The sequence below is a fragment of the Lysinibacillus sp. SGAir0095 genome (assembly GCF_005491425.1).
In the GTDB taxonomy this organism is placed as follows: Bacteria; Bacillota; Bacilli; order Bacillales_A; family Planococcaceae; genus Ureibacillus.
Genome location: NZ_CP028083.1, coordinates 953,086 through 975,189, shown reverse-complemented (window position 1 = coordinate 975,189; position 22,104 = coordinate 953,086). Strand labels below are relative to the sequence as shown.

Below are 22,104 nucleotides of genomic sequence, written 5' to 3'. Positions count from 1 at the left end.
CCTCACTTCCATTTTTAAGGTGTGTTACTTATGTTATTTAGATATTTATTCTCAAGTTCTTTTACTGCTTCGTTATAATTCATTTCATTCATGGCTTCTAGATCTTTTCGAAGGATTGCGTATTGCTCTTCAATCCAATCATGATATTCGGTATTCTTCTGTTTTAAATAATCATGGGACTCTTTGGACATCTTATCTTCATGTTGATATAAATACGTAAGTGTAAAACCAACTGCCTGCCCTTCATCAATCCATTTTCTAAATTCCTTACTATGATAAGAAAAGATATCTAGCCAATTATCTACTTTATAAAAATCCAACCAACCTTCTTGGGAGGTTTTCCATTGCACCCATTTTTCCGCAATTTTACTAGCTTCATTTAGTTGATCTTGAAGACCTTGTGCATCTTTTACATTTTGATAAGTACCTTCTGTTGCATTGGCAATCTCCTGTAATTGTTTTTGTCCTTCTTGGTCAACATTAAAACCAATCACATTTACGATTGGGGTAATGTCCGAATCATAAAGAGATTTGGCTGTTCCAACTGGATCATCTTCACAGGTCGAAATCCCGTCACTTACTAAATAAACAATATTTGTATTTGAATCGCCTTTAAATGAAGCTAAATCCTTTTGGGCTTCACTTAGAGCAAAACCAATTGGAGTCCAACCAGCTGGCTGTACTTTTGTCAGCGACTGTTCAAAGTTTGCTGCATTATAATTGCTTAAAGGATAAACTAACTCACTACTACTACACGATAATGCCTTATCCTCATTTTTCCCTGAGCCTTCATGGCCGTAAATTCGCAAACCGACATTAGCATTCTCAGGTAAACCCTTTACGAATTCAGTGATCGCTTTTTTAGCGGCATCCATACGAGTTACACTCCCCTCGTAATTTGCCATACTACCCGAGGCATCTAAAATCACCATTACATTTAAGTTCTCCTTAAACTGGTAGCGGGAATCTTCAATCTCTGGATTACCAATTGATTGGAATTTCATAGTTTCAATCAATTCACCCGGCCCTACGTAATCTTGTTGAAAGATTGATAGAATCGCTTCATAGTAAAGATCTAATTCTTCATTTGTTGGATTGCCAGAAATATCTGGAAGATTTTTAGTCAATTCATTCGTTAGTTGTCTTCCTTCCTCTTCAAGCGTACTAATGTATTCCGTATAGCCTGAAGGTAGAAGCTCTAACTCTTCTAAGCTAGTTGGAAGTGAAGGACCAACAACTTTCTCTTCATTTGAATCTTTGTTTTCCTCCACCTCAACAGTTTGCTCTTCAACTTCTGTCTCTGGACTTTCTTCTGTTTGAGTTGTTTCTTGTTTTTGTGCCTCTGCTTTTTCCGTTTCATTGTTGCTACAACCAGCTAAAAGAAGTAGTAATAATAGAATGGATAGTATGCTCAATCGATTTTGCATTGTTTTCAACTCCCACTTTATAAGGACACCTTACTGTTCGTGTCAGATTCAGTCAGTTCGAGAAATGCTAAATCTTATAAATCAAGATCCTACCATTCCACTAATTTTCGAAATAATACTTCCGATTAGAGATGTAATCGATCCAGATTGACCACTAACAGCTGTCGAGATAATCCCTAAAACTAAAATCAATAATGCAGCTAAACCTAGCCATTCTAACGATTGTGCACCTTTTTCATTTTTCACCGGCGATACTAAAGTTAATAATAAAATTTGCATGTACTCTCTCATTTTTTTCTCTCCTTTTATTTAAGTAAATCGAAAATCCCACTATTTTGGTTAAACATATTAATGATCATCAGCCCGCCTATTAAAATGAGGGATGAAGGTAAAATAAGGAAAGTCGTTACCAGCGTCACTTTCGGTGATGCTTTGGCGGCTTTTTCCTTGATCATCTCTTTCTTCAGCTTTCTCATTTCCTCAGCTTGCTGTTTAAAGGAGGCTGCAATTGGAACACCCAGTCGCTCTCCCTGTATTAAAGACTTGATTAAAATCTGAAATTCTTTTGATTCATTTCGTTCAAGCAATAATCTGTAGGCCTCCACACGCGGTACACCGACACTAATTTCTTGAAGAAATCGTTCAAATTCTTCTTTTATGGGTCCCACAAAATAAGGGACAATATCCCTTAAAGCTTGCGGTAACCCAACCCCTGCTTGTAATGTCACACTCATGGTGTCGAGAAAATCCGGCAGCTGGTACGAAATTTCTGCCTGTCGCGCTTTTGCTTTCGAACGAATCCAAAGGATACTACTCGCAAATCCAGCGATGGGCAAAAGAATGACCAAAAACTGTGAGAACGGAAATCTCAGCAAAAGCAGGATTCCACCAACCATGACACCGATAATAAGCAGGAAAATCTTCAAACCTTGGAATCTCTCAACTGTAATGCCATATGGATAACCTGCTTGAATGATCCACTTCTTCACATCCCCATTTTCACTAAAGAAGTTAATACGCTGACCAAGGTCTGAAAAATCATCTGCAAAATGCAGCATCTTCGCTAAAAACTTTTCCCTCCGACTTTCTTTCTTTTGAAAACCATCAAATACATATAAGGTGTCGGATACAGTTGTTTTCAGTTCGCGATGCTTTGTGAGATATACATAGACTGCCCTAAGTGATACCCCAAAAAAGAAAACGGTAAGGATTACGGTGATAGCTATAATTCCATCCATTTTTGTCACACCCTAATATTTGTAATCTTATTGATAATGAAAAACGTAGCGACAGTTCCTAATACAAATATCGCAAATAATATTAATCCAATCCCTGAAAACAGTGCATCCAGGAACCCATCCACTACATTATTCATCATCAGGACAAGGAAGATTGGAATGATCGGGACAATATAAGCAATATATTTATGCTCTGCTGTCATTGTTTTGATCTCTTGCTTGAGAAGCTTCCGGTCATCGAGTGTTTGACTCATTTCATCTAATACGGCATATAAATTCCCACCTGCACGTTTTTGAATGAGTAAGGTTGCGGTAAATAGATGAAATTCCTTATTGTCGATTCGTTTTTCCAATGCTCGGATGGCACTCCCAAAATCAATTCCCAAAGATAATTCGTGAGCTAGATTTTTAAATTCACTTTTTGCTGGTTCCGCCATTTCCTTTGCCACTAATTGAATGCCTTGATTTAACGTCATACCTGACCTCGTTGAATTAGCGAGAAGACGGCAAATATCAGGCAATTGGTCGACAAGGATTTGTCTTCTCCGATCTTTTCTTAGCTTGAATAGAATTCTTCTTCCTGCCTCAAGTAACAGAAGAGACAGCACCAATCCAATTAAAGGAGGGACATTGAAAAAGTTTACGAGAACAAACAAAATTCCCATATAGGAAACGATTAGCGCCCCGCAAAATTCCGATGGGGTAAAAGGGATATTGGCATCCTGTAATTTACCTTCCATTTCCTTTGCGGTTTCGGTTTGGTCAAACTTTGTTCCCCATAAAACGATGACACTTTTTCTCTTTTCCCCTTCACGATAAAACTGGTGAGTCTTCTTTCTCCATTCCTTCTTTTCTTTTCGATAGCCTAGTAGATTATAGATTCCAAAGATGAGCAAAAGGACTGCACCGAAAGCAACAGCAGCGGTTGTCATATAATCACCTCCTGCTGCTGGGGTCTAAACATCGATTCTGAGATTTCAATCCCAAACATTCGAATTCGATCCAGACATTTCGGCTTTCTTCCTGTTGGAGTAAAATAACCAATGACATCTCCATCAGGTGACATCCCGATTCGTTTAAAGGTGAAAATTTCAACCATTTCGTTTGTACCATCCTCATGCTTTTGCACTTCCGAAATTGAAACAATTTTACGTGTACCATCTGTTAATCTCGTTGCTTGAATAATGATGTCCAATGCCCCAACGATGAATTCACGAATAATGGAGGATGGGAGGTCCATCCCCGCCATGATAACCATGGATTCAACACGTCTTAATGCATCGTCTGGTGTATTGGCATGGACCGTTGTAATGGAGCCTTCATGACCTGTATTCATTGCTTGAAGCATGTCGAATGCTTCTCCACTACGAACCTCCCCTACGATAATACGATCAGGGCGCATCCGAAGTGCATTTCGCACCAGATTCCGAATAGTGATTTCACCTTTCCCCTCAACGTTTGCAGGACGAGCCTCCATCCCGACAACGTTCGAACGATTTAGTCGAAGCTCCGCAGAATCCTCAATAGTAATGACACGTTCAAATAATGGGATCGAGCTTGCCGCAACATTCAATAGCGTCGTTTTCCCTGAACCAGTACCACCAGAAATCAGCATATTCATCTTCGCCTTTACAACACAGTCAATAAAGTAAGCCATATTTTCATCCAGTGAGCTAAATTCGAGTAAATCATCCATTTGGAATGGCTCTGCTCGAAATTTTCGAATCGAAACAAGTGTCCCATTTAAGCTAATCGGTGGAATTACCGCATTTACACGACTTCCATCCGGTAAGCGGGCATCTACCATTGGGGAGCTTTCATCAATTCGCCGCCCAAGTGGTGCAACGATTCGATCCACAATATGGCGAACATGCTCATCGTCCCGAAAAGTGATATTCACTTGCTCCAGCTTCCCTTTTCGTTCAACATGCACCTCGTTATAGCCATTTATCAGGATCTCCGTAATCGTTGGGTCATTTATCAATGGTTCTAGTGGCCCCAAACCGACCGACTCATCCAAAATTCTTGTAACGAGAAGCTCCTTGTCGTGGCGGGAAATGACCACACGTTCCTCAGACATAAATTGGGATACATATTGCTCGATTTTTAGTCTCATTTCACCCTGCGAAAGCTGTGTTAATGCCTCTAAATTGGTATCACGAAGTAGACGAGCTTTATAGTGTTCAACTAGTTCATCTACAAGATGGTTATCGTATTGATAGGAAACAGTCTTTTTTTGTGAAGCTAATTCTTTTCTTCTTTCAAAAATAGAAGCCATTACGATACCCCCTTATGGTTTTAAAATTTCCCGAGAAAACTTCCGTATGTCCTTGGCAAAAGGAATCAGCTTTCTTTCCTTTACCACTTTTCGAACCGGTTCTCCCTTGTTTACAAAAGGCTGCAACCCCTTAATATCCTTCCTGAGGGCTGCCGCAATCGGGTATCTTAGCACATTCTTTAAATCCTTTTCCTGAACTTCATTTTCTTTGGCAATGAAGTTTAGGATGACTTCCATTTTCCCCATCAAATTCATACCAATACGTGACGCTAATTCTTCATAATGCTTTAAAACGCGCAGTGCCGGCGTATCTGGAGTGAGCACATAAAAAATCTTATCTGACTCCTCCATCGCCGTAATCACCGAGCCATTCAATGAAGTAGGCAAATCAATAATCACATAATCAAATGCCCTTCGAGATGTCCTAAGCAGCTTTGCCACAAACTCTTCGCCTAGAGTCTCAGCCACTTCCGCATCAATCGGACTAACTAGAATTTCGAGCTTTGAATGCTGCTCGGTTTTGGATACATTTCGGATATGACTTTCGTTTAGTTCCTCAATTACAGGTAAAAGATCCGCCACGGAGCGGTTTGCCTCTATCGAAAACATGGATTCCACGCCGCCATATTGGCCGTTTAAATCAATCAGTATTACTTCAGCAGTAGACTCCAGCTTTAATGTCTGCGCTAGAACGGACGAAATCACTGATTTCCCACTGCCACCTTTTCCACTGTAGAAGGAGAAAATTTGCCCTCGTCCCCGACCAAAGGAAATGGAAGATTCTGTTTCCCTGGAATTTTTGGAAATGCCGTAATTCTTTACAGTTGTTGGGAAACGACTTGTAAAGAGCGAGGTTTCTTCAGGGAAAACAAAAAATTCATCCACTCCTGCACGCATCATGTTCCGCAATAAAACAAAGTCTGTTCGCTCTGCGATAAAAATGATTAACACCGATCGATTGATTTGCTTCATTGATTGAACAAGGTCAATGGCAATATCCGTTTCAGGCTGTGTCATAATGACAATATCTCTCGTTTCACGATTCATTTCTCGAATCGCATCTGCAGTTGTAGCAGCTAGCACATTTTCTTCTGTATTTTCAGCGATTGTTTGGAGCTGCTGACGAAGTACCTGATCGTCACTAACGATTAATAAGTTTAACTTTGACTCCATATTTGACTCCCCCTCCCTTACGAATTTCCTTCTGAAGTTTTTGCGTTCGTATTTGAGGCTGGAGCTTCTTCAGTATTCGTTTGCGATTTAGGATCAGTAGGTGTATTTGGTTTATCTTCAGTTTTTGTTTCAGTTTGTGTTTCAGTCGATTCAGCTGGTGCTTCCTCTTTGCCTACCGAAGCCGGCTTTTCTTCCACCTCTGAAACTTCAACATCCTGCCCAACATTCGCCTTTAGCACACGTATGTATTCTGCATAATTTTCCATATGAATCAGCTTTGTTGCGTCCTCTGAAGAAACTTCTACACCAATCCCGGCGAAATTCTCGCCAGTCCCCTGTGCAAAGGCAACAGCTACATCTTTCATGAATAGCTCAGTACTCTTTTTACCTTCTTCTTCAAGAGACACGATAATATCAACACGATCCAATGCTGCGATTTCTTGGTCAAACTGGATTTTATCTGTTCGATACAAGGCAACAAGACGATTATTTTCATCTTGCAGATTGGAATAGCTCTTGAGCATATTGTCCGTAATGATATCACCTTCCTTTAACGGAACAACCGATACTTGGCCGAGTATGTCATTTTTATCAGTAATATGGGATGCTGTTAGGAATTTTTGAGGAATTTCCATTTTTGTTAATTGACTCTCATGAAGTAATGTTCTAGCAGGGATATCGCCATTGGAAACATAAATTTCAACCATTCCTCCTAGCTCTGCATTCAGTTGCTTGACCTTTTCCAAAACTAAATAGCCAGCAACCGCCGCTAAGATAAAGGCTAGTAAAAGAAAAATGGCTGCACGTCGTTTTGCTTCTAACACAAATTCTCCTACCTTCTAATTCACTAATTTTTTAAGATATCTTGGCATTTGGATATGCCCTTATTGTTCTTTTGGAGATTAGAGAAATGTAAGTTTCTAATCTGTTAATAAAACACTTTTTTACAGTTTTTAGTATAAATAAGTAACAAAAGTTGTCAAAGGTAGGTGGAATTTCACATAAATTTTCATAGATATATAGGCATGAGCGGATAGTTTTGATTTCTAGAATATAGAATTGATTTTTTCTGAGTTTCTTGTTGGATTTTGTCGAACTATTTGTTAATTGGGGACGGAGGACATATTCTAACCAACAACACTATGAAAATAGTACGATTTTCCGGATTTTTTTAGTTTTTCAGGTAGTTCGAATTGAAGATAAATAGGTTCAAAATACTTGGGGTTGAGAGAGGTTGATAATGGATGAATTTTTTTGTCATTGGTTGTGCCCATGGGATGGAGTGTGAATGAGAATAAGATTAAGCAATTTTATGAAATGAGGGGTGAAAGTGGTTCGTCTATTTGGTGAAGGACATCTCTGATATGATTTGCCTTGAGGAAGAAGTTCATATTCAATCGACTTATCTCAAGAATGCAGTTCATCTCTTATGAAGTACTTTTTCAATGAAATATTCACCTAAAAGTACTTTATCCCCCTCGTGGCAAATTCCAAGTGAAATCACTGATGAGAAAGTGTTTCATCACCTTTTTTTAAAATAGAAACGCACAATTGCTTATGATGATTAGCATTTGTGCGTTTTATTGAAAGCCATGCCATTTTATTTAACCGAAATGCTTACTGGGTATTCAGCTACTGTATCCCATGTATCACCGTTCATGACGATGAGGGTAAGCTCGATGTTTTCATTAATTGTAGGGAAGTCATATCCTTCAAATTCTGTAATACTGATGCTTGTGTTTGCTGTTTTTCCTGCAGCGATTGTTTCTGAATAAGCAATCAGTGTTTCATCAACCATTACATTATCGGTCGAAAGTTCTCTTGATTGAACTTCGATGGAATGGCCCATTTTGTTCACAATTTGTAACTTAATGTTTGCCTCTTTTCCAAAGATGTCATCCTCAGAAGTTGAAGTTCCTTGATACGTAATCGTTACGTTTTCATCATCTACAACAACTTCCGATACTTCTTCCTCTGCTGCTGGGGCTGCTTCTTCCGTACCTTCTGTTTCTGTTGCCGTGTCCTCTGCAGTTTGCTCTTCATTTGTTTCTACGGTCGAGTCAATTGCTGTTTCATCATCTCCTCCACAAGCTGCAAGGAACATAGCCCCGATGATTGATACGAATAACAACATTTTCTTCATTTATTACACTCCTTCATTCTCTAATTGACTTCTTTTTCCATCTTGATAAGCAGATACCAATAAAATTACAGCGGTGATGATATGCATTGCCATCCCTAAAAAAGGAATCCACGCTAGAACATTCGTGATAATTCCTAAAATACTGCCCACTTTACTTTTGTCTTCTTGCTTACAAACAATCAAAGTGGCAATATGAATTACGAGCATGACAAGTAAAGGAATATAAGCTAAAGCAATGATGATCGTCCCACCAAGAATAGGGATTCCTAATAACGCTTCTAAACCACCAGAAATCCACTTCAATATGATGGCCATTTCAACCCTCCTTTTTAAATGGCAAGGAATTTACTTACTCCAAATAAATTCAAAATTCCTCAATAAATTTAGCAGTAAAAATAGTTCAATCGATTAAAAGTGAGTTCATGCTTATTCAGTATGGTCATTTAATCGCAATCCATGTAAAGTACATCTATATGGAATACTTTGTGATAAAAATCGAGTAGAGGGAAAATAAATTAACTTATTTTCGCCCCTCTCACAACACCGTACGTACGGGTCTCGTATACGGCGTTTCAATTTATATTACAGTGTGTACTTCTAAGTAACGTTCAAGAGCAGAGGGTATTCCCCTCTGTTCTAGTCTTTTATTAGACATTGCTCTTTGAACAACTTTCGATAATCCGATAAATCGATAACCTTTCCTACAGAATGTTAAGCCTTTGGCTTCTTCTTCGGGTATCCCTAATTGGATTAGCGACCGAATCTGTTTTCTTGGTACCTTCCATTGTTTCCAAATAATTACCCTTATTCTTGAGCGTAGTTTCATATCAATTTCACGCATAGCCGTTTTCATGTTTGCAGTTCTAAAGTAATTTACCCAACCAAATATTACTTGTTTTAGTTTCAATATTCGGTAGTCTAACGGAATGCTCCAGTTTCGCTTAGTTAGTTGCCGAAGTTTCCTTTTAAATTTCTGTACTGACATTGGATGTGGTCGAACTTGATATTTCTTGTATTTTGAATCGTAATAATATCCAAACCCCAAGAATTTCAAATCTTTTGGACGAGCGATTTTACTCTTTTCTGCATTGACTATCAACCCTAATTTCTTCTCTATAAACTTCACGACTGATTCCATCACTCGATTTGCAGATTTCTCGCTCTTTACGAAGATAAGGGCGTCATCCGCATATCTCACGAATTGAAGCCCTCTACTTTCTAGTTCCTTGTCCAGTTCATTCAACATTATGTTACTTAACAGTGGGCTGAGGTTTCCTCCTTGCGGAGTTCCAATTGGTGTTTCTTCATATGTACCCTTTACCATGACCCCACTGACCAAGTATTTTCTTATTAAAGAAATGACGTCTCCATCAACGATTGTATTGGATATAATTCGCATTAGTTTATCATGGTTGACTGTATCGAAAAATCTTTCAAGGTCAATGTCCACTATCCAATCGTGTCCATCATTCAGAAATTCGAGGCTTTTTATAATTGCCATCTCACAACTTCTATTTGGTCTGAAACCGTAACTGTATTCACTAAACTCTTTTTCAAATATCGGGCTGAGTACTTGATGAATTGCCTGTTGAACGACCCTATCCACTACTGTTGGTATTCCCAGTTTGCGCATCTTACCATTTTCTTTTGGGATCTCCACTCGTAAGGCAGCTTGTGGTTGGTATTTTCTAGTTCTGATGCGCTCACGTAGCTCATCCTTGTTTTCTTTCAGATACTGTTTAAGTTCATCGACCGTTATTCCATCGACCCCACTTGCACCTTTATTTCTAAAGACACGTAAGTAGGCTTCATTCATATTTCGATTGCTTAGTATCTTTTCTAATAGTTGCACACTCGTTTCTCCTTTCCTCTCACGTAGTAAGTAATATCTCCATTTTGGCTATCATTTGAGATACGCTCATACTTTCACCATTAACACATTCGGAGTCCGTCACTTACGCATTTGTGGCGTTGAAACACTATAAATTGTTCGGCCCTTCATGACCAAATGTCATTACTATGGCTTCTGCTGACTTCTTGCGACTAACCGTTTTCGACTGTATCTATATACATCCGCAAGACCTCCCAGGGTAAGACAACTACCTTTCCTCTTCTACTCGCCTGATTTACCCTACAAAGTTACGCACATCTTTTGGACTTTGACTTGTTATGGAGTCTTATCCCTTTGTATAGCCTTGGTATCAGATTTCTGTTCGTCAAGTCAAGATTTTATTCCACGCTTCCTCCAGCCCTTATCTCACGATAAGTACCTTGCGCTTCCTTAGTGGATGGTCGATGTGTACCCCCACAGTGGACTTTCACCACCTAGATAGTTGCCATGCCTGGCACACATAAAAAAAGACCCTTGCCTATGCAAGAGCCTGATTGGGTATTTAATTTTATATAAGATTTAATTCGTCTCAATTAAGCCATACTTTCCGTCACGACGTTTATAGACGATGTTTGTTAAGTCTGATTCAGAATCAGTGTAGATGAAGAAATCATGTCCTAGTAGATTCATTTGAAGAATTGCTTCTTCCTGATCCATTGGTTTTAGGTCGAATTGCTTCGTACGTACGACTGTGAACTCCTCGTCTTCCGCAGTAGTCGTTGCCGCAGACCCATTAAATGCTTCTTGTGCGAAGTAGATGCCTGTACCTTCACGGAATTTACGATTTACTTTTGTTTTATGCTTTCGGATTTGACGCTCAAGTTTGTCAACGATTAAATCAATCGCTGCATACATATCATCATGACGTTCTTCTGCACGCAATGTCACATTTTTTAAAGGAATCGTCACTTCAACTTTCGTTTGCTTACCGTTGTACACTTTTAAATTCACATTTGCGTTTGCATTCACGCCTTCACTGAAATAGCGCTCGATTTTGTCAATCTTGTTTTCAACGTACTCGCGTATCGCTGGAGTTACCTCAATGTTTTCACCACGAATGTTAAAGTTAATCATGTAAACTCCTCCTTTTGTTAGCGGATCGGAACGAATAGGTTTTCAAGGATATCCGCAAAAGAAAATACATCACCTCGCCCTATTTGAGTCGAGTTGTGTTTTTCTAACACCTATGTAAATATATATTCGCCATAGGTTGAAAAAATCCTACTACTACAAGAGAATCTTTTTCATCTTTCGACAATTTCATTCACATATTTTTAACAAAGTTGAAAAATAAAATTCACAAACTTATTTTTGAAAGATGATTAGTATTTATTTACATCACTATGTTAACTCGTTTGAAGAGCTACTTTAATTTGAAATTAACGGTAACAAAATTTATGCATGATAATATGTCGAAAGAATTATTTTCTAATGGCTTTGTTTAGACTGTAATACTTCCTTTTTACGGCGAAGCTTCATCTCGCTAATAATGAGCTCATCAATATTCTCTTGTGCTTGAAACAATATCCCATACTGAGCCCCACGTCCAAAAGGCTTACGCCAAACAATTTCACCAATCGCTTGAATGGTCGTAACATCTAAAACAAATTGCAATAGCACTTGTAGGTTAGCCTTATTTATGTATTCCCCAACGTTGGCATCGGCAAACATTTTCACGCCACGAGGACTAATATCTAATATTTTGCTTGAAAAGTTCGTATCGGCATTTACAATCTGTCCATCTTCAATTAACTTAAAACTTGCTTCAAGGGGTTCATTAAATACAAAACGAAACCCTTCTTGTCTCTTAAATTGCATAGGTGTTTCCTCCTTAGAAAAACACGATTTGTCGCCACTATGCGCTAAATCGATGTATTTTCATATGCGGATCTCCAAAGTACACATATTTTTCTATCCGCTAAAAAATCTACTTACTCCAAGGTAATCAAATTCAGATTCCTTGTCTATATGACTTTTTCCCATATTTTAACTTTGTATGCCAGGACTATTTGCAGCATGATTTATATAAATAGGTTTACCCAAATTACGAATTTAACTCTTCTAGAAAAACGAAAGCCTTACATCCTATCAAATTGATAGGTGATGTAAGGCTGAAAGTAATTAAACTTGTTGGGCGTTACTAAATTGCTGTTGACGTGTAATTTTGATCACTTGCTTCCATGTATCACGGAATTCAGTAGTTAGGCCGATTACTTCGTCGATGATGGCTGTGTCGTTTTTAATGTTGGCTTCGATCAGACGACGGTTCATATATTGGTATAATGGAAGCATTTGCTTTGATATCTCGATATCCATGTTTAATGTGGACATCAGTTCAGCAATAATTGCTTGCGATTTTTGAATATTTGTATTTTTTTCTTGTATATTTTTATCGTCAATTGCATGTTTAGCCTTTGTTAAAAACTTAAGACAACCATTATATAGCATTAATGTAAGTTCACCTGGCGAGGCAGTTGTGACACTATTTTGTTTATATGCATTTAATGCAGAATTTGGTGCTGCCAATATTAAGACACTCCTTTAGAGAGAGATACATTCTATTATTATTCTAAGATATTTAATAGCTAAATTCGATTGATATTTTTGTGTAATTTATGGGTATATCACTATTTTTTCTTATCATAATACATACCATCCATCACCTGAACAGAAGAATATGGATTCATGTATTGCTTTTCATTTTTCTTTGAGTTTTGTAGGTCTTTCATGTCCTGCTTTACAAGTTTCATGACGTCGTCCAATCTTTCTCGGATACCCTTGTCCAACTGGGCTAAAGTATTATGAATCTTATTATTTGCATCCATCACAAAACCTTCTTGACTTAGTTTGTCAATTAAAGCCCCACGTTCATCTAACATTAAATTAATTTCATCGATGTATTCAGAACGATCTTCGCCTTTAGGAATATCGGTAAGATGCTTTAAGAGTTTAGCTGAAATTTGTAAGAGTCTTTGTGTGTTATCCATAATTCAGCCCCATTTTATTAATTATGCTTGTGAGAACAAACTTGATTGACTGTTCGCCTTATTGATGGCAGTCTCCATTGCTGTGAATTGCTTCCAATAACGTGATTCGATGCCTTCAAGCTTATCTACCCATGCATCAATTCGCGTTTTTACTTCGTCCAAACGTTTACCAAGTGTATAAGTTTGATTTGTTGCTGAAGCTTTACCTGCTTTTTTTTCAATTTCTCCTGTAAAACTTTTCAACTCATCACGTAAGCGCTGAGCGATACCACGAGTATCTTCAGTAATCCCTTTTGAAGCATCTTTTGCGGTACCTGTTTTTGTGAAAATAGAGGCCACTTGATCGGCATTCTTTTCAATAGCTGTTCGAAGTTTATCTTCATCTAAAACTAATTTACCGCCATCCGAAGTAGTGGAAGAAGTGGTAATGCCGATTTCTGCAAGGGAATTAATCGTAGCATCCCCTAATCCACCAACAGCATCCATAAATGTTCTTCTCATACTGTAAAGACCATTTGTGAGAATGGAATCATTTCGCAAAAGACCCGTTTGCGCCTTTTTCTCCCACTTTTCAATTTCATCTTCTGACATATCTTCTTTTTGCTCATCAGTTAATGGTGGAAAATTGCGGTTATATGTTTCTTTTAATTTACCGTTAATGGTTGTTACTAATCCGTTGTAGGTTTCAACGAATTTTTTGATTTTATCGACCATGTTGTCAGTGTCAGTTGATGAACTAAGTGTTACTGGTGCTACAGTCGTTTCACCTGGTGTGTTACTATTGAAGGTCGACTTTAATGATACTGTATATCCGTTTAATGTAAATGAATTGGATGAACGCTCTGTTGCGATTCCATTAATTTGTAATTTTGCGTTCTTTGCTTGAGTAATATTCGTGTTATCAGCTAAATCCAATCCTAAGCTTCTTAATACATTACTTGAATCTGTAATTTCTACAGATTTTCCGTCGTCTGTTACACCCGTATTATTTGCAGTAATAGAAAGTGTTCCCTTTTCAAAAATTGCCGATACACCAGCTCCACTAGCATTTATACGTTTTATTACATCACTAATCGAATCTGTTTCACTGATACTGATATCAACGGCCTTAGATGCTAAACTACCATCTGACTTTATTGAATTTATACTAATTGTTGTTGATCCATTTATACCTAGTTCTTTCATTTTTGTATCAGAGGACTTGTTTATTGTCGTACCAACACCTTGCCATGGAGTTGCTAATTGTGTTACCCCTTCAATAGTTAATGTGCCAGAAGCTGCAGATGTTGCAGTTGCTGTAACCAAATCACTATTCGTTGAAGATACTGTTTTTTTATAAAAATTACTAGATAATCGATAATTATCGAATAAATAATCATCAAATGAGCCTAATGCCGTATTAATCTCTCTATAAGCGTCTCGTTCCCACTCATATTTTGTTTGTTGTTGATAAAGTTTTGTTAATGGAGCCTTTTCTGCAGACATTAACTTTTCTACAATTGAGTCAATGTCCATTCCAGAAGCTAATCCACCTACACGTGTTACCATTAGTCAACCTCCCAATTAAATCTTTTCGTCTACAATCATTCCTACCATTTTTTGCATTTCATAGAATGCATCTAAAAGTTTTTTTGGTGGAATTTCCTTTACCACTTCTTCAGTATCTTTATTCACCACTTGTACAAAATATCGATCTAACCCTTCGTGATAAACAAATTTGGAAGAATTATGGTTAATTTCGAGAAATTCATTTAAAGATTCCACTGCTTGTTTTAACTTTTCTTCATTTACATCATTTTTTTCATTAGTCGCAAGCTGTTGATTTATCATATTTGTAGAATTTAAGCTTCCTTGCTCTTCTACTTTTTCTATTGTTGTACTTTTATACGTTTTTGTTGTCATTGAAGAATCAGCAGCTTGTTGCTGTGAAATACGCATGTTCCCCATCCTCCTTGAATTTGACCGAGCGTATATAAGATTCCATTTCTATTTGTTATATCGGCAAAAACTCTTCACCTTTCATAAGAAGTCTTAAAAAACACGAAAAAAACTAAGCACATAAGGTACTTAGTTTATTTGCCTCACAAGGATTTACTTCATTATTTATCTCTTCAACCTTAGAACGGCGCTCATTTCAACATCAGCAACAGTTGCTATATGAAACTTACAATTCTGCTCTATTCCGAAATGGAGGATGCATACGCAAGATCCGTATTCCAATATTAATTTGAAAAAGTTAGACTTGGTAATAGAAGTAAAATCTATCTGTAATATCAGGTTCATATCGAATCGTTTTTAATTCATTTATATATAGTTGATCCGCAGGCTGAATCCATTACTCATAGCGAAATTTACTCATTGACTAGTACCGCATCTTTCTTAAGTAGTTCTACCATTTTACGTTTATATGCTTCAACACCTGGTTGGTCAAAAGGATTGACCTCGAGCAGTGATGCACTTATGACACAGGCTTTCATAAAGAAGAACATTAAATATCCCACATGAAAAGCATCAAGCTTTGGCATAACAATTTTCACAACGGGTACTCCGCCTTCTTCATGGGCTAAAGCTACCCCATCTTTTGATATAGCATTAATGGAATTCATGGAACGTCCACCCAAATAATTTAAACCATCCATGTCATCAAAAGTAAACGGTATTTCCATATCTGCTTCTACTTCTTCAAAGTGAATTAGAGTTTCGAACATAATGCGGCTACCTTCTTGTATAAACTGCCCAATTGCATGTAAGTCAGTTGAATAATTGACCGTTGAAGGATACAGCCCCTTGTACTCTTTCCCTTCACTTTCACCAAATAACTGCTTCCACCATTCGTGGAGTTTATTTAAACGTGGTTCGAATGAAGCTAAAAGTTCTACAGAGTAACCTTTCTTATACATTTCATATCGAGTAAGTGCATATTGATAGGCAGCATTGTGTTCAATATTATCATTCTCAAAATCTTTTTCTGCATGATTTGCACCATTGAGAAAAGCTTGAATGTCAATTCCTGCTGCAGCAATAGGCAATAAACCTGCTGCTGTAAAAACAGAATAACGTCCCCCAACCTCAGAAGGGATTACAAAACGTCTATATCCCTCATTATCAGCAATTTGCTTTAATACACCTCTTTCAGCATCTGTCGTAACTATAATACGCTGTTTCGACTCATCACCATAACGCTTTTCCATATATTGCTTGACAACACGAAATGCTAGTGCAGGCTCCATTGTAGTTCCTGATTTTGAAACTACATTGACATAGACTTCTTTTTTATCAAGGTATTTAAGAAGTTGGTGTAAATAGGCCCCACTCATATTTTGACCTGCATAAATAACTTCAACCCCAAATTCATCTGGCGCAAAGTAAGGTGTTAATGCATCAATAACGGCACGCGCTCCTAAGAATGACCCGCCAACTCCGATTACAAGGAGTACTTCAGCACGCTGATTGATTTCTTTGGCAATCGATTCAATGTCAAATAATTCTTCAAATGAACATTGATTGTAGTGACTAATATTCGGAAAAGATATATCTTTTATTTGAGTGTGTATATGGGATTGTAATTTTAACATATATCCAACTCCTGAAAATAGCTTGCTCTTTAGGAGCAAGCTACAAAATTTAATTATTATTTATTTCGGCTATTTTTAATAAATTTAAAGGATTTCTATCATATTAGAAACAATTACCTTTATTTGTTCATCTGTCATTCCCGGATGAATCGGTAGTGTTAAAGCATTATGATAGTAATTTTCAGCTATCGGGCATAATCCCTTCCTATAACCTAGCTGTTGATAATAAGGATGCCAGTATACTGGAATATAATGTACATGTACCCCAATATTCATTTCACGCATCTTGTTAAAAATATATTCTCTCGAAAGTTCAGTATTTAACTGGACCATATATAAATGCCATCCTGAATAGGTTTCCTCTAATTGAATAGGGATTTTAATTTCAGGTATGTATTTGAAAGCTTCATTATAAATTTGAGCTATCTCATGTCTTCGTTCTATAAACTTATCAATTTTTTTTAACTGGGATAATCCGAGTGCAGCCTGGATATCAGTCATTCGGTAATTGTAACCTAAATCCGTCATTTCATAGTACCAATCGCCCTGTTCATTCGCAAATGAAGTTTTTTCAATTCCATGGCTACGGAATAATTGAAGTTTTTGATAGAATTCCATATTATCAGTGACTATGATACCGCCTTCTGCAGTTGTAACCGGCTTAACAGGATGAAAACTAAACATCGTCATATCAGCTAATGTTCCGACTTTCTTCCCTTTGTATTCAGCTCCTAAGGAATGGGCACCATCTTCAATCACAATAAGATTATGCTTTTTGGCAATATCCATTATTTCTTCCATATTAGCAGGCTGACCTGTAAAATCTACCGGAATGATGGCCTTAGTTCTTGAAGTAATATTTTTTTCTATTTCTATAGGATCAATATTATATGTTTTGGGATCTATATCGGCAAATATAACTGTTCCTCCAACATACCGTACACAATTTGCGCTCGCAGCGAATGTAATTGGAGATGTTATAACTTCGTCTCCTTCAGTTATACCGGCAGCATAACAAGCTGCATGAAGCGCTGCTGTTCCATTACTAAAAGCTACTGCATATTTTGTTCCAACATATTCAGCGATTGCCTGCTCAAAATCCATAACTTTCGGACCTTGCGTTAAAAATGGAGAACGTAGTGTATCAATCACTGCTTGAATATCTTCTTCATCTATTACCTGTCGTCCGTATGACAAAAACTCAGTTAGCTTTTCCATAACTATTCCCCTCTTTGAAAAGCAGATATAATTGGTGGATCTACTCTAGGTAATTTACCATCTAAGAATTGATCAACAATATCATTATTATAAATATTATAGACAAACCTTAAATGTTGTGGAAGCCAATCTGATCCTACCCAAAGCTTCCCATTGCCTTTTTGTGGTGTATACTGGATTTCATTTAGCGGGATTTCATTTAGAATTTTTGCTAAATCTGCTCCAACCTGTTTTACTGCCTTACAAGCAACATCATGTAACCCATCACCGTAGTCTAACTGTGGAACTGAATGATGAATAATATCACCAGCATCTAATCGTGAAGAAAGACGATGTATTGTCATACCAGCCCAGTTTGGTCGAAGCATGAAGAAAGGCCAAAATAATGTAGTATTCCCTTTATACCATGGGGAAAGTCCTCCATGGATATTCCATGAGTGTTTAGGGAGCACTTCTAAGAGTTCATCACTTAACTTATGAACACCATAGCTTATAGCAAGATTAAAACTTTGTTTTCTCACCCATTCAATCGTTTCCACACTATTTAACCCCTGCAGTGAAACTTCTAAAGTAGGTATAGTTTCTAGTACATTTTCATTTCCTTCAAAATGATGATGTTCTGCTCTATCCCTATCAGCGAAGTGGCGAATAAAGTTCTCTCTATCTATTCCTTCTAAATGAGATGGTGGCTGAGGAACAAAGGCACCCCGTTTTTCAATAACATGTGCTGCGATAATATTTAATTCAGCAAGTTTATTTACTAAATAAAGATGTCTGGGATGAGAACCCGTCAACAAAAGCACTTTCATTAAAATAACTCCCTTTCTTCATAGAAAGGACCATCAAGTAATTGATGTTCTTTCAAAGCTTCAATTGATACTTCATAATCTTCAATTTTATAGTTTAAAGTTTTAGATAGTTCTGCCAAATCATGTTTACCGTCGGAATAATTTAAGATTGTTAAAATCTGATTTAACTGTTGGCGGTTGTCTAATTTATGGTTTGTTGAACGTCCTCTAAGTGAAGGTGCGTTAATATCAGGGTACAAATCATATTTTCCTAATTTTGGTTCCCCAAAAGGTTTAAGGTTTATATAATAGCCATTTAACTCTTGTAATTTTAGTAACCTTTCAATTTCAATAACACTATCTAATAATGCCTCTATTGACATAACCTCTTTAGTATCTAAGGAATTATGGTATCCGGCATATTTTCCATAAACCATCTTAGAAAATTGACCTACTGGTAAATTAAAGCCAGGTGAACAATATTGACGTTCATCCGATCCAAATAAGGGAGTGAAGGGTCGAACTGGCATACTATCATTTTCTTGTTCCTTTAGAAAATGAATCAACTTATTTAGTGGGGAATTTCCATTCCTTGACATTTTATAGCTTAGCTGATGGTCTTTACCACCCAGACAAGTTAATACTGCACCAGAATATAGCTGCTCTTTTAGGTGTCTTCCATATTTGTATAGATAAGTAATAGAGCCTATTGTTTCAGGTACAAATACAAAGCGATATGTTAGCTCGCGGTTTTCCCATTTTTTTAAACGGTTATATAGGAAAGCAGCTACAATAGGACCACTTAGTTCATTATTTGCCATTGAGGGATGACAAATATATGTACTTATTAGTACTTCCTTTTTTGACTTTCCAGGTAAAACAACGTGAGCATAGTTGAGTTCCCCATCAATCTTTTCGCTATCTATATATACATGATATTTACCCTCTTGTAATGTATCCAATTGATTTTGACTCATACAGAAGCCCCAGCGTTCCTTGTAATAGGAAATAACGTACGGAACAGCATCAGGCAGTTTTGGAATTGTATGGATATGTGGCTTTAATTCATCTAAAGAAAGCCACATATCCACTGGTTCACTGTAGTTGACAACATGGAGATTTAAATCTTTAATATTGATGATTTCATTTCCATTCTCATCTTTGATCCATGCTTCACGAATCACCCATTCTTTAGGAATCTCCCAATCAAACACCTGTGTTCCTGTTTCTACACCTTCCATTTCGATCGGGATATATTCTTGTAAGATACGAATTGATTCTCGAACACCCTCTCCAGTTATGCTGCGCATTATTGGAAAGAGACGATCAAATAGTGAATCCATTGCTTTTAACTCATTCATCACAATAATAACTCCCAACTTAGCGGTGTCCCCTTAGTTACATCCTTCTTAATAGCTTTTCCCAATACCAAATCATAATATTTAGTTGGAAGTCCAAGCCCAGGACGAACATCACGCACATTCTCTTTTGTTAAAATGTCCCCAACCTTTATATCTTGAGCAATGTACAAAGAACGGCGATGTTCTAGAGAAGGAACTTCAACTTTAGTAGGTCCATAGTTTACGTGTCCAATACTTTGCCATGCACGCTCTGTTTCTTCAACTAACATTTTTAATTCATGTGGCTCCAACGAAAATGCGGAATCAACTCCACCCTCAGCACGAGAAGTTGTAAAGTGTTTTTCAATCACTGTCGCACCAAGAGTAACAGCAGCAACTGATACACCTACACCCATCGTATGATCTGATAAACCAACTTCGGTTCCAAATAACTCTTTCATGTGTGGAACTGTAGCAATGTTAGAATTGGTTGGAGTTGCTGGATAGGTACTTGTACATTTTAATAAAATAATTTGATCATTACCTTCTGAACGGGCTGCACGAACGGCTTCATCCAACTCTGCGGCTGTAGCCATTCCAGTGGAAATAATAATTGGTTTGCCAGTTTTCGCTACTTTTCGAATTAATGGAATAGAAACATTCTCAAATGATGCAATTTTATATGCGGGGACATCCAATGTTTCTAGAAAATCCACCGCTGTTTCATCAAACGGCGAACTGAATGCTAGTAGACTATGTTCTTTAGCTCGATTAAAAATCGCTTCATGCCATTCCCAAGGTGTATAAGCTTCCTTATATAAATTATAGAGGGATTGCCCCTTCCAAAGATTTTCATCATTCGAGATGAAAAATTCACCGGTATGTACGTCAAGGGTAATCGTATCTGGTGTATAAGTTTGTAGTTTTAAAGCATCTACTCCCGCCTCTGCAGCGAGGTCCACCAAATGTAAAGCACGCTCAAGAGACTGATTATGATTTCCTGACATTTCAGCAATTATAAAAGGTTTTGTGTGTCGACCAATTTCTTTATGTCCTATTTTTATCATGTTAACAACTCCATTATTTCGTCTATCCACGGGTTTGGGGAAGGATTCTCAGTTAAGTTTAGTCCTACCCTGCTTAATTGATTCATGTCAATTTCCCGTTTTTTCAGCTTTAATAGTAGGGCTTCATATGTTTTCACTGTTACTTTTTCATGCCATCCTAAATTTAAAACAGCACCTAATTCATCTGCATATTTAGTAGTAAGGGTTTGATTTTCAGCAACAATTGTACTTGAAGAAGGAAGACCTACAAAGCATCGCTCCCATGTTGTTGAACCTCCTGCACCTATTGAGAAGTCAGCCCTTTGCATTAATTTAGCCATATAATTTATTTGACAATGAAAGTCATATCCTTGCTCAAAACAAATCTGTTTAATTTCTTTTTTATGGATATTTCCGTTTCCTATCACAACATCAATATGCCCAAAACTACCTTTCAACTGAGTTAAAGCCTTTAAAATTTTTGTGGTTTCATGTGTCGGGTCACTTCCCCCCATAAACACAAGTAATCTTTCCACTTGGTTATTTCTTCCATTCAAATTTAGACGAGCTTCAATAAACTCATCCCGCATTATTAAGTATTTGGGACCAAGTAGTCGGATACAATGTTTAGGGACCAATTCATCGTAACGAGACTCAAAGTTAGGTAAAACATTTTGATCTAAAATTAAATCGCAATCATGAGGACGGTTAGCCAAGTCATCAATTACAACAATTTTGTTAGTAAATTGTCGATGCTCTTTCTCCCAATCTGCATCGATCTGATAATGATCGATTAAGTATATATCTGCTTTTTCAGCATTAGAAATAGTTTCGAAACCTTCTTGTTTAACATAACCGATTAAATCCCCAGGTAATTCTTTCATCCAGAATTTCACTTTAACATTTCGTTTTTTTAAGTTCTTCGCAATTGTTAAGCAGCGCATGACATGACCACTACCAATAGTAGTGGATGCACCTGTACGTATAATGACTTTTTTCA

At 37.3% G+C, this 22,104-nt stretch carries 22 protein-coding genes; all 22 read right to left on the bottom strand.

All coding sequences use genetic code 11. The features are described 5' to 3' along the window. Positions 1-14 precede the first annotated feature (14 nt). Positions 15-1,427: a vWA domain-containing protein gene (locus C1N55_RS04840; RefSeq protein WP_137727768.1), complete on the bottom strand. Its 1,413-nt coding sequence runs from the start codon at positions 1,425-1,427 to the stop codon at positions 15-17. A gap of 81 nt (positions 1,428-1,508) precedes the next feature. Further along, a complete protein-coding gene (locus C1N55_RS04835) occupies positions 1,509-1,718 on the bottom strand; it encodes a hypothetical protein (protein ID WP_137727767.1) in 210 nt (69 codons plus the stop codon). A 14-nt stretch (positions 1,719-1,732) separates the two neighbouring features. After that, a complete protein-coding gene (locus C1N55_RS04830) occupies positions 1,733-2,665 on the bottom strand; it encodes a type II secretion system F family protein (RefSeq protein WP_137727766.1) in 933 nt (310 codons plus the stop codon). A 5-nt stretch (positions 2,666-2,670) separates the two neighbouring features. Then, the gene (locus C1N55_RS04825; protein WP_137727765.1) at positions 2,671-3,597 is read right to left on the bottom strand and encodes a type II secretion system F family protein; all 927 of its coding nucleotides are present in this window, start codon (positions 3,595-3,597) and stop codon (positions 2,671-2,673) included. Beyond that, complete coding sequence (locus C1N55_RS04820) at positions 3,594-4,943, bottom strand: TadA family conjugal transfer-associated ATPase (protein WP_137727764.1); 1,350 nt, start codon at positions 4,941-4,943, stop codon at positions 3,594-3,596. The genes C1N55_RS04825 and C1N55_RS04820 overlap by 4 nt, the downstream gene beginning before the upstream one ends. A 12-nt stretch (positions 4,944-4,955) precedes the next feature. Then, positions 4,956-6,116 (bottom strand): CpaE/TadZ family protein, encoded by a 1,161-nt coding sequence (locus tag C1N55_RS04815; RefSeq protein ID WP_137727763.1) that lies wholly within the window; start codon positions 6,114-6,116, stop codon positions 4,956-4,958. 17 nt (positions 6,117-6,133) lie between these two features. After that, complete coding sequence (locus C1N55_RS04810; protein WP_137727762.1) at positions 6,134-6,940, bottom strand: Flp pilus assembly protein CpaB; 807 nt, start codon at positions 6,938-6,940, stop codon at positions 6,134-6,136. Between the two features lie 776 nt (positions 6,941-7,716). Continuing rightward, the gene (locus C1N55_RS04805; RefSeq protein ID WP_137727761.1) at positions 7,717-8,259 is read right to left on the bottom strand and encodes a hypothetical protein; all 543 of its coding nucleotides are present in this window, start codon (positions 8,257-8,259) and stop codon (positions 7,717-7,719) included. A 3-nt stretch (positions 8,260-8,262) separates the two neighbouring features. After that, positions 8,263-8,574: a hypothetical protein gene (locus tag C1N55_RS04800; RefSeq protein WP_137727760.1), complete on the bottom strand. Its 312-nt coding sequence runs from the start codon at positions 8,572-8,574 to the stop codon at positions 8,263-8,265. A 262-nt stretch (positions 8,575-8,836) separates the two neighbouring features. After that, a complete protein-coding gene (gene ltrA / locus C1N55_RS04795; RefSeq protein ID WP_137727759.1) occupies positions 8,837-10,111 on the bottom strand; it encodes a group II intron reverse transcriptase/maturase in 1,275 nt (424 codons plus the stop codon). A 558-nt stretch (positions 10,112-10,669) separates the two neighbouring features. Then, positions 10,670-11,224 (bottom strand): ribosome hibernation-promoting factor, HPF/YfiA family, encoded by a 555-nt coding sequence (hpf, locus tag C1N55_RS04790; protein ID WP_137727758.1) that lies wholly within the window; start codon positions 11,222-11,224, stop codon positions 10,670-10,672. A 354-nt stretch (positions 11,225-11,578) separates the two neighbouring features. Beyond that, positions 11,579-11,968 (bottom strand): PilZ domain-containing protein, encoded by a 390-nt coding sequence (locus C1N55_RS04785; RefSeq protein WP_137727757.1) that lies wholly within the window; start codon positions 11,966-11,968, stop codon positions 11,579-11,581. A gap of 303 nt (positions 11,969-12,271) precedes the next feature. Further along, positions 12,272-12,676 carry a flagellar export chaperone FliS gene (gene fliS / locus C1N55_RS04780; protein WP_137727756.1) on the bottom strand — a complete coding sequence of 135 codons (405 nt, stop codon included), beginning with the start codon at positions 12,674-12,676 and terminating at the stop codon, positions 12,272-12,274. A gap of 101 nt (positions 12,677-12,777) precedes the next feature. Beyond that, entirely contained in the window at positions 12,778-13,137 is a 360-nt protein-coding gene (locus C1N55_RS04775; RefSeq protein WP_137727755.1) for a flagellar protein FliT, read from the bottom strand. 21 nt (positions 13,138-13,158) lie between these two features. After that, positions 13,159-14,685 (bottom strand): flagellar hook-associated protein 2, encoded by a 1,527-nt coding sequence (locus tag C1N55_RS04770; RefSeq protein ID WP_137727754.1) that lies wholly within the window; start codon positions 14,683-14,685, stop codon positions 13,159-13,161. 15 nt (positions 14,686-14,700) lie between these two features. Beyond that, positions 14,701-15,075: a flagellar protein FlaG gene (locus tag C1N55_RS04765; protein WP_137727753.1), complete on the bottom strand. Its 375-nt coding sequence runs from the start codon at positions 15,073-15,075 to the stop codon at positions 14,701-14,703. 413 nt (positions 15,076-15,488) lie between these two features. Beyond that, complete coding sequence (locus C1N55_RS04760) at positions 15,489-16,712, bottom strand: glucose-6-phosphate isomerase (RefSeq protein WP_137727752.1); 1,224 nt, start codon at positions 16,710-16,712, stop codon at positions 15,489-15,491. Between the two features lie 84 nt (positions 16,713-16,796). After that, complete coding sequence (pseC, locus tag C1N55_RS04755; RefSeq protein ID WP_137727751.1) at positions 16,797-17,930, bottom strand: UDP-4-amino-4,6-dideoxy-N-acetyl-beta-L-altrosamine transaminase; 1,134 nt, start codon at positions 17,928-17,930, stop codon at positions 16,797-16,799. A gap of 2 nt (positions 17,931-17,932) precedes the next feature. Next, positions 17,933-18,739 carry a formyltransferase family protein gene (locus C1N55_RS04750; protein WP_137727750.1) on the bottom strand — a complete coding sequence of 269 codons (807 nt, stop codon included), beginning with the start codon at positions 18,737-18,739 and terminating at the stop codon, positions 17,933-17,935. After that, complete coding sequence (locus C1N55_RS04745) at positions 18,739-20,079, bottom strand: DUF4910 domain-containing protein (RefSeq protein WP_240758461.1); 1,341 nt, start codon at positions 20,077-20,079, stop codon at positions 18,739-18,741. The genes C1N55_RS04750 and C1N55_RS04745 overlap by 1 nt, the downstream gene beginning before the upstream one ends. Then, a complete protein-coding gene (pseI, locus tag C1N55_RS04740) occupies positions 20,079-21,125 on the bottom strand; it encodes a pseudaminic acid synthase (RefSeq protein WP_137727749.1) in 1,047 nt (348 codons plus the stop codon). Before pseI ends, C1N55_RS04745 begins: the two co-directional genes overlap by 1 nt. Further along, a complete protein-coding gene (gene pseG, locus C1N55_RS04735) occupies positions 21,122-22,090 on the bottom strand; it encodes a UDP-2,4-diacetamido-2,4,6-trideoxy-beta-L-altropyranose hydrolase (RefSeq protein ID WP_255502536.1) in 969 nt (322 codons plus the stop codon). The genes pseI and pseG overlap by 4 nt, the downstream gene beginning before the upstream one ends. Between the last annotated feature and the right edge of the window lie 14 nt (positions 22,091-22,104).

What these genes read in the sequence shown, in the direction of transcription:
- hpf (WP_137727758.1), bottom strand. Translation starts at nt 11,224, where the DNA reads ATGATTAACTTTAACATTCGTGGTGAAAACATTGAGGTAACTCCAGCG.
- C1N55_RS04765 (WP_137727753.1), bottom strand. Translation starts at nt 15,075, where the DNA reads ATGCGTATTTCACAGCAACAAGCTGCTGATTCTTCAATGACAACAAAA.
- C1N55_RS04825 (WP_137727765.1), bottom strand. Translation starts at nt 3,597, where the DNA reads ATGACAACCGCTGCTGTTGCTTTCGGTGCAGTCCTTTTGCTCATCTTT.
- C1N55_RS04805 (WP_137727761.1), bottom strand. Translation starts at nt 8,259, where the DNA reads ATGAAGAAAATGTTGTTATTCGTATCAATCATCGGGGCTATGTTCCTT.
- C1N55_RS04815 (WP_137727763.1), bottom strand. Translation starts at nt 6,116, where the DNA reads ATGGAGTCAAAGTTAAACTTATTAATCGTTAGTGACGATCAGGTACTT.
- C1N55_RS04785 (WP_137727757.1), bottom strand. Translation starts at nt 11,968, where the DNA reads ATGCAATTTAAGAGACAAGAAGGGTTTCGTTTTGTATTTAATGAACCC.
- C1N55_RS04800 (WP_137727760.1), bottom strand. Translation starts at nt 8,574, where the DNA reads ATGGCCATCATATTGAAGTGGATTTCTGGTGGTTTAGAAGCGTTATTA.
- C1N55_RS04830 (WP_137727766.1), bottom strand. Translation starts at nt 2,665, where the DNA reads ATGGATGGAATTATAGCTATCACCGTAATCCTTACCGTTTTCTTTTTT.
- C1N55_RS04745 (WP_240758461.1), bottom strand. Translation starts at nt 20,079, where the DNA reads ATGAATGAGTTAAAAGCAATGGATTCACTATTTGATCGTCTCTTTCCA.
- C1N55_RS04835 (WP_137727767.1), bottom strand. Translation starts at nt 1,718, where the DNA reads ATGAGAGAGTACATGCAAATTTTATTATTAACTTTAGTATCGCCGGTG.
- C1N55_RS04760 (WP_137727752.1), bottom strand. Translation starts at nt 16,712, where the DNA reads ATGTTAAAATTACAATCCCATATACACACTCAAATAAAAGATATATCT.
- pseI (WP_137727749.1), bottom strand. Translation starts at nt 21,125, where the DNA reads ATGATAAAAATAGGACATAAAGAAATTGGTCGACACACAAAACCTTTT.
- C1N55_RS04750 (WP_137727750.1), bottom strand. Translation starts at nt 18,739, where the DNA reads ATGAAAGTGCTTTTGTTGACGGGTTCTCATCCCAGACATCTTTATTTA.
- C1N55_RS04775 (WP_137727755.1), bottom strand. Translation starts at nt 13,137, where the DNA reads ATGGATAACACACAAAGACTCTTACAAATTTCAGCTAAACTCTTAAAG.
- C1N55_RS04770 (WP_137727754.1), bottom strand. Translation starts at nt 14,685, where the DNA reads ATGGTAACACGTGTAGGTGGATTAGCTTCTGGAATGGACATTGACTCA.
- C1N55_RS04820 (WP_137727764.1), bottom strand. Translation starts at nt 4,943, where the DNA reads ATGGCTTCTATTTTTGAAAGAAGAAAAGAATTAGCTTCACAAAAAAAG.
- C1N55_RS04840 (WP_137727768.1), bottom strand. Translation starts at nt 1,427, where the DNA reads ATGCAAAATCGATTGAGCATACTATCCATTCTATTATTACTACTTCTT.
- pseC (WP_137727751.1), bottom strand. Translation starts at nt 17,930, where the DNA reads ATGGAAAAGCTAACTGAGTTTTTGTCATACGGACGACAGGTAATAGAT.